The organism is Paraburkholderia sp., assembly GCF_028283785.1.
GTDB lineage: Bacteria > Pseudomonadota > Gammaproteobacteria > Burkholderiales > Burkholderiaceae > Paraburkholderia.
Window position 1 is genome coordinate 1 of sequence record NZ_JAPWKB010000016.1, and the last position, 7,093, is coordinate 7,093.

Genomic DNA, 7,093 nt, shown 5'->3' on the forward strand with positions numbered 1-7,093 from the left:
GTGTTTGCACTGGTGCAAATCGTTCTGTCGCACTTCGGCGGCCGCGACGTTGCGTCGTCGGTCGTGTTGGGTGTGTTGGCCGGTATTGCGCCGCTGGTGGCGTCGTCGGTGGTGCGGAAAATGGATGTCCCGCTCGAGCGCCTGTATCTGCTGCTCGCGGTGGTCGTCGCTGCGCTGGTAAGCGCGTTGATACTCGGTGGCGGCAGTGCATGGTTCTTTGCGGCGACGAAGGGCACGCCGTTCATGCGGCCGTTTCACGAGTGGAGCGCCGCGATCTTCGTCGGCGTGTGCATCACGACGCCGTTGCTCGCGGTGTGGGCGCAGCTCCGGCCTAAACGTTCGACAACCCGTGGCGCGTATCGCGACTGGGTCAGCGTCGCCGCGTTCGTCACCATGACCGCACTGACGTGGTCGCTGTTCGACGGCGCGACGGCCGCGCGGTTTGGCGCCGTCGGTGTCACGTCGCCGCTTTATCTGCCCATTTTCTTCGTGGTGATCGTCGCGATTGTCGGCGGTGCGCGCGGGGGCACGCTCGCGGTTCTGGTACTGACGTTGATCTGCCTCCGGCAGACATCACACGGCGACGGCCCGTTCGCGTCGTTGTCGTTTACGCGTGCGCTATCGCTGCTTCAGGCGCAGTTGTATGTCGGCGTTACCGCGATGCTGGTGTTGATCGTGCACGCGCTGCACGATGCGGAAACGCAGGCGTGTGCGCAGGCCGAGCAATGGCGAACCGAGCTGGAGCTGGCATTGGCCGGCAGCGGCCAGATCACCTATGCAATCGATCCGGCGACGGGCGTCGTGCAATGGCGAGGCAGCGTCGATGAGTTGATTGGCTATCCGGTCACAGCGCTTGCCACCGTCGACGCGGTGCTCGCGCGCGTTCATCCGGAGGACCGCGCGCGGCTGCTCGCACGCTGGAGATCGGCGGCGCCCACATCCACGCAAGCACCTGCACACATTCCGTTCCGTCTCGTCGATCCGCGCCAGAACGATAGATGGATCGCGCTCGCCGACGTTGGATCGTCACTGGCCGACGGCAACGGCAGCGTGGCTTTCGTGGCCGGCGTGTGGCAGCGCAATTCCAATGCGGTGGGGTGACGTCATGCCCATTCGCACTGGCGCGTTGTTGATCCACGGACTGGGCGGCACGCAATTCGACCTCGGTTCCATGCACAGGCATCTGAAGCGCGGCGGCATCGAAACGCATGCGCTGACCTTACCCGGCCACGGTGCCACGCCAGAATCGCTGGTCGCTGTGAGAGCGGAGGAGTGGATCGAAGCGGTCACGCTCAAATACCGCGAACTCGTGGACCAATACGACACGTTTCACGTCGTCGGCATGTGCATGGGTGCGTTGCTCGCGGCCGCATTGTGCGCACGTGAGCGACATACAAAAGGGTCCCTGATTACGCTTGCACCGCCCATCTACATCGACGGCTGGAGCACACCGTGGTATCGCGCGGTGCGTCATGCCGCCTATTACCTGCCGCTGTTGCCAGCACGGATGAAGATCGAAGAGGGCGAGCCTTATGGCATCAAGAACGCATTGGTTCGGAACATCGTCAAAGCGAAATTCGAGCGGGGCGACAACTTCCACTATCGGTGGGTGCCGCTCGCCTGTATCCGCGAAGTGGACCGCTTGCGTCGGCTGGTGATTCGCGGCGCGGCGCAGATCGGCTGTCCGTTACTCGTCGTTCATGCCCGAGAAGACGAACTCACCAGCTTGAAGTCCGCGGAATTTCTCGCGCGCACGGCGCAGGATGCGCGCGTCGTGGTTCTTGAGAACAGCTATCACATGGTTTGCGTCGATAACGACCGTGACCTTGTCGCAACCAGTGTGCTCGATTTTCTCGGCGTTGCGAAACAAGACGTGCCGGCTGTCGTCACCATCGAGCCGTGTTCGTCGGAAGACATGGAATCGCTGGTGTCGTGGTTTATGACGGGCATGCGCGAACAGCGTTACGAAGACGTGTTCCCGCTGTTCGCGTCGGACATTCGCTGGGAGCACCGCGGATCGAGTCCGGTTGCTCGCGTCTACGCTGACCGCAACGCGTTGATCGATCTTTTCTCGCAATTCGCAACCTTATCGGCCAATACGTTTGCCGTCACCGATTTCGGACAACCCGACTACGCCGAGAGCGCCGTTCGTTTGCCGATCGTGTCGGAAGCGAGCGCGGGCGGCCGACACCTCGTCGCGCGTGGCGTGCTGGCAATGACCTTTGGCAATCGACGGATTCGCTCGGTCGTCTACACGCCCAATCAACCCGCAGAAGAAGATGCATTCTGGAACGCGGCTGCCAAAGCGAATGGGGATGTCAATCGCGCACTGACGGAACCGCGAGACCGAGCCATCGCGCTTCCCGCCGGCGAGGCACTCGATTCGGCGTTCAACGATGCGATCGCGCGCGTCTCGACCATCGGGAAGCCGGTGACGCCCGCGATCATGCTCCGTCTGCGCGCGCTGTATAAACAGGCGGGCATTGGAGACGTCACCGGCAGCCGTCCCGGCATCACAGATGCGGTGGGACGCGCGAAATACGATACGTGGGACGAACTTCGCGGCACCGCGAGCGAAGTCGCGAAGGGCGAGTATGTCGCACTCGCACGCAAGCTGGCGGGCGAATAGCATCGTGTGGCGATCGATCGTCCTGTTGCTTCTGCTGGTCGCAAGCCATGTGTTCGCGATGAACGCGTTCACCGTGAGCGTTGAACCAGTTACTGTCGGGTCAACGGCGTTGGCGGAAACCGCGCGTCGACCGCGAATTTGCGTCGTGCTGTCGGGTGGCGGCGCGCGCGGCTATGCGCACATTGGCGTATTGAAGCAGCTCGAAGCGTTGCATGTACCGGTCGACTGCATTGCGGGCACGAGCATGGGCGCGTTGATCGGCGGGCTGTATGCAAGCGGGATGTCCGCCGAGGCTATCGAAAACGCGCTGAAGGGCGTCGATCTGACGGACATAGCATTCGATCGCGAAGCGCGCGCAAATCAACCGCAAGCGGTCCGGAAAGACAACCTCGATTATCCGGTCGGCTTGCCGCTTGGATTCGGAGCCAATGGCTTCGCGTCCGCCAGTGGATTGGTGCAGGGCAACCAGTTGCTCGCGCTGTTGCAGGCCCACATGAGCCAGTTGCCCGGCGACGTTGATTTCGATGCGTTGCCCGTGCCGTTCCGTGCGGTCGCGACCGATATCGAAACGGGCGACAAGGTCGTGCTTCGCAAAGGCTCGCTTCCGCACGCGATCCGCGCGAGCATGGCCGTGCCGGGACTGTTCGCGCCCATCGTGCTGGATCGAAGGATGCTGGTCGACGGCGGGATCGTCGATAACCTGCCTGTCGATGTCGCGAGGCAGATGGGCGCGGATATCGTCATCGCAATCAATATCGGCACGCCGCTCAAGCGCGCGGACGAACTCAAGTCGATGACGGGCATTACGCAGCAGGTCTTCGGGGTGCTGATCAGCCAGAACGTGCGCGCGCAGAAGGCGCAACTCCACGACGACGACCTTTTGCTAGAACCCGATCTGAACGGTGTCGCATTCACCGATTTTGCGGATTCAGCGCGTGGCATCGCTGCAGGTGCAACCGCGGTCGAAAATGCGGCGGCGCGTTTCCAGCCGCTTTCTCTCAAATCCGACGCGTGGGTAACGTATCTCGCCGCGCGAAACCAAAGCGCGTCGTTGCCTGACGGCACGACGATCGATCGGGTCATGGTGACGACCAACGGCCGGGTGCCTGCATCGCGAGTGACCCAGCGGCTCCGCGCCAAAGCGGGCGATGTCTACGATCCGGTCGCAATCGATCGGGACCTTGCCGCGCTGAATAGCGCGAGCGATTTCGAAAGCGTATCGCATACGTTCACCGGTCCCGAAGGTGATCGGGTGCTGCACGTCACAGCGAATTCGAAATCCTGGGGGCCGAACTTCCTGTTGTTCGGATTGGGCATGTCGAGCAATTTCAGCGGCGAAGGAGCGTTTGCTTTGCGCGTCGGCCATCGCATGCCGTGGATTACGCAGAGCGGCCTTGAATGGCGGAACGATGCAATTCTAGGCAGTCAGGACGTGATGTTTCGCACGGAATTACGTCAGCCGATCTCCTCTGTTGACGGGATCTATCTCGCGCCCTACGCCAGCTATCGGCGCAAACAGGCAGACGTCTTCACCGACGACGCTCCCGACGAAGCGCTGCCGGCAATGCAGCTCCGGCTTCAGGAGTTGCAGATCGGGCTAACCGCCGGCCTGCCTTTGGGTGATCTGGGTGAAGTGCGCGCGAGTGTCGCGCGCGTTCGCACTAGCAACCAGCCCGCAACCACGCCGCTCGAATGGGTGCCGTCGGACGACGGTGGTAGCCAACTGGTGCCCGAGCCAGTCTCCGGGGACACCAATTCGCAGTCCGTCGGCCGAATCGAACTCGAAGTCGATCAACTGGACGACCCGCTATTCCCGAGGCACGGCTATTACCTCGACGGTTACGCGGAGGTCGCGCTCGATCAGTCGGAGGGCAACTACAACACCGCGCACATTCGCACGCTGTGGGCCCAAAGTTACGGCAGACACAGCGTGAACGCAGCATTCGAGGCCGGCGGGCAGTTCGGTAACAAAGCGGTGGATGCATACACGTTCAGCCTGGGTGGCTTTCAGCATCTGGCGGCGTACGCCCAAGACCAGTTCACCGGTAATTACGTGATGTACGGACGCGTGACGTATCTCGCGCAATTGGCACGGCTCAACTCCGGGCCGGTTCACGGCGTGTTCGCGGGGGCGAGCGCGGAGGTCGGAAACGTCTGGAGCCAAAGCGGCGCATTCGCGCGCGGGCCGTGGCGCTCGAGCGTGAGCGCATTCCTCGGCGCAACCACCGCGGTCGGCCCGCTCTATCTCGGATTCGCCGTGGCGCCGGGCGGCGTGCGAAATCTCTACTTCCAGCTGGGAAACCAGTTTTGACGACGTCGGAAACTGATCGATTTCGCTATATAAAACCGGCAGGCGTATAGATCTGAGCCGACTTCGAGGCGCCATTTCATCGTCCGAATGGCTAACGTCCGTAAACGTTTCGGGCGCATCGCTCGTGGGTTGGTAAAATCACGCCACCGGCATCGCGCTTCCTCCCTCTATTTCATGTCCCGTCCGCTAGAAATCCTCAACGAAGTCTTTGGTTATCCCGCGTTCCGAGGGCAGCAGGGCGAAATTGTCGAACACGTCGCCAATGGCGGCGATTGCCTCGTGCTGATGCCCACCGGCGGCGGCAAATCGCTGTGTTATCAGATTCCGTCACTGGTTCGCCGCGAAGGTGGTTTCGGCGCGGGAATCGTCGTGTCGCCGCTGATCGCGCTGATGCAGGATCAGGTCGCGGCATTGACCGAGGCGGGGGTTCGCGCGGCATATCTGAATTCCACGCTGACGGCGGCAGAAGCAACGGCCACGGAACGCGCGTTGCGCGAGGGCGAAATCGACCTTCTGTACGTCGCGCCGGAGCGTCTGATGACGCCGCGTTTCCTCGAATTGCTCGAGCGGGCGCGCATTGGTCTGTTCGCGATCGACGAAGCGCATTGCGTATCGCAATGGGGGCACGATTTCCGGCCGGAATATATCAAGCTGTCGGTGCTTCACGAGCGTTTTCCGGATGTGCCGCGCATTGCGCTCACGGCAACCGCCGACGGCATCACGCGTGACGAAATCGTTCATCGGCTCGCGCTCGACGACGCGCGAATTTTCGTGTCGAGCTTCGATCGCCCGAATATTCGCTATCGGATCGTCGAAAAAGACAACGCGCGTTCGCAGCTGCTCGATTTCATTCGTGCGGAGCACAGCAAGAAAGACGGCACGACCGACGCGGGTGTGGTGTATTGCCTGTCGCGGCGCAAGGTAGAAGAAACCGCGGAATGGCTGAAAGGCCAGGGCGTGCGGGCGCTGCCGTATCACGCGGGCATGGACTTCGAAATCCGGCAGAAGCATCAGGAAATGTTCCAGCGCGAAGAAGGCGTCGTGATGTGCGCGACGATCGCGTTCGGCATGGGCATCGACAAACCGGACGTGCGCTTTGTCGCCCATCTGGATTTGCCGAAGAGCGTCGAAGGCTACTACCAGGAAACCGGTCGTGCGGGCCGCGACGGCATGCCGGCCAACGCGTGGATGGCGTACGGTCTGGGCGACGTCGTCCAGCAGCGCAAGATGATCGACGAGTCGGAAGCGGACGACGCGCACAAGCGCGTGCAAACCGGCAAACTCGACGCGCTGCTCGGACTCTGCGAGGCAGCCACTTGCCGGCGCGTGCGACTTTTGGCGTATTTCGGCGAATCGAGCCAGCCATGCGGCAATTGCGACACATGCATCGAGCCGCCGGCAACGTGGGACGCGACGCGCGAATCGCAAATGGCGTTGTCGTGCGTGTTCCGCGCGCAGCGCGCGAGCGGGTTCAACTTTGGCGCGGGCCATTTGATCGACATCCTGCGCGGCAACCGCAACGAAAAAATCCTGCAACGCGGACACGAAAAACTAACGACCTTCGGCATCGGCGCCGCGCTGGGCGAGCCGGAATGGCGTGCGGTGTTCCGTCAACTCGTCGCGTTCGGCTATCTCGCCGTCGATCATGAAGGGTACGGTTCTCTCGTGTTGACCGAAGCGAGCAAGCCGGTGCTGAAGGGCGGTCAAAACGTGACGATGCGTCGCTACGTGAAACCGACGCGTTCACGGCAGTCGTCCGGCCGCACCAGCGAGCGCGCCGACCCGACGATCGGGATGGGCCCGCGCGAACGTGCGCGTTGGGACCGTTTGCGTGCATGGCGCACCGAAACCGCAAAAAGCGATGGCGTGCCGGCCTATGTGATCTTCCACGACGCAACGTTGGCCGAAATCGCCCGCAACGCACCCGATTCCATCGAGGATCTGCGACACGTCGCGGGCATGGGCGCCCGTAAGCTGGACCGTTTCGGCGACGAATTGCTCGAAGTGGTCGGCGCCGACTAAACGGCGCGTCGGTCGCCCGCTTGATTTCCCGCCAAGCTGTTGACTCCTTTGGTATTTTCGGAATAACATGCTAGGTTCCGGATTTTGGTATGCGCACGCGCGCGCTTTGTGCACGTGCTGTTTGCCAGTCA

Annotated in this window: 4 protein-coding genes; all 4 read left to right on the forward strand. The window is 62.2% G+C overall.

Annotated features, from left to right (window positions below):
* Positions 1-1,101: MASE1 domain-containing protein (locus PW947_RS18790; RefSeq protein ID WP_299633870.1), on the forward strand; the 1,101-nt coding region annotated here is incomplete at its 5' end.
* A gap of 4 nt (positions 1,102-1,105) precedes the next feature.
* Complete coding sequence (locus PW947_RS18795; RefSeq protein ID WP_299633871.1) at positions 1,106-2,629, forward strand: acyl-CoA-binding protein; 1,524 nt, start codon at positions 1,106-1,108, stop codon at positions 2,627-2,629.
* A complete protein-coding gene (locus PW947_RS18800; RefSeq protein WP_299633872.1) occupies positions 2,595-4,940 on the forward strand; it encodes a patatin-like phospholipase family protein in 2,346 nt (781 codons plus the stop codon). Before PW947_RS18795 ends, PW947_RS18800 begins: the two co-directional genes overlap by 35 nt.
* 174 nt (positions 4,941-5,114) lie before the next feature.
* Positions 5,115-6,962: a DNA helicase RecQ gene (gene recQ / locus PW947_RS18805; protein ID WP_299633873.1), complete on the forward strand. Its 1,848-nt coding sequence runs from the start codon at positions 5,115-5,117 to the stop codon at positions 6,960-6,962.
* Positions 6,963-7,093: the final 131 nt, after the last annotated feature.

Bases quoted from the DNA above. Each gene is read 5' to 3' on its own strand.
- recQ (WP_299633873.1), top strand. From the start codon at position 5,115: ATGTCCCGTCCGCTAGAAATCCTCAACGAAGTCTTTGGTTATCCCGCG.
- PW947_RS18795 (WP_299633871.1), top strand. From the start codon at position 1,106: ATGCCCATTCGCACTGGCGCGTTGTTGATCCACGGACTGGGCGGCACG.
- PW947_RS18800 (WP_299633872.1), top strand. From the start codon at position 2,595: ATGTCGCACTCGCACGCAAGCTGGCGGGCGAATAGCATCGTGTGGCGA.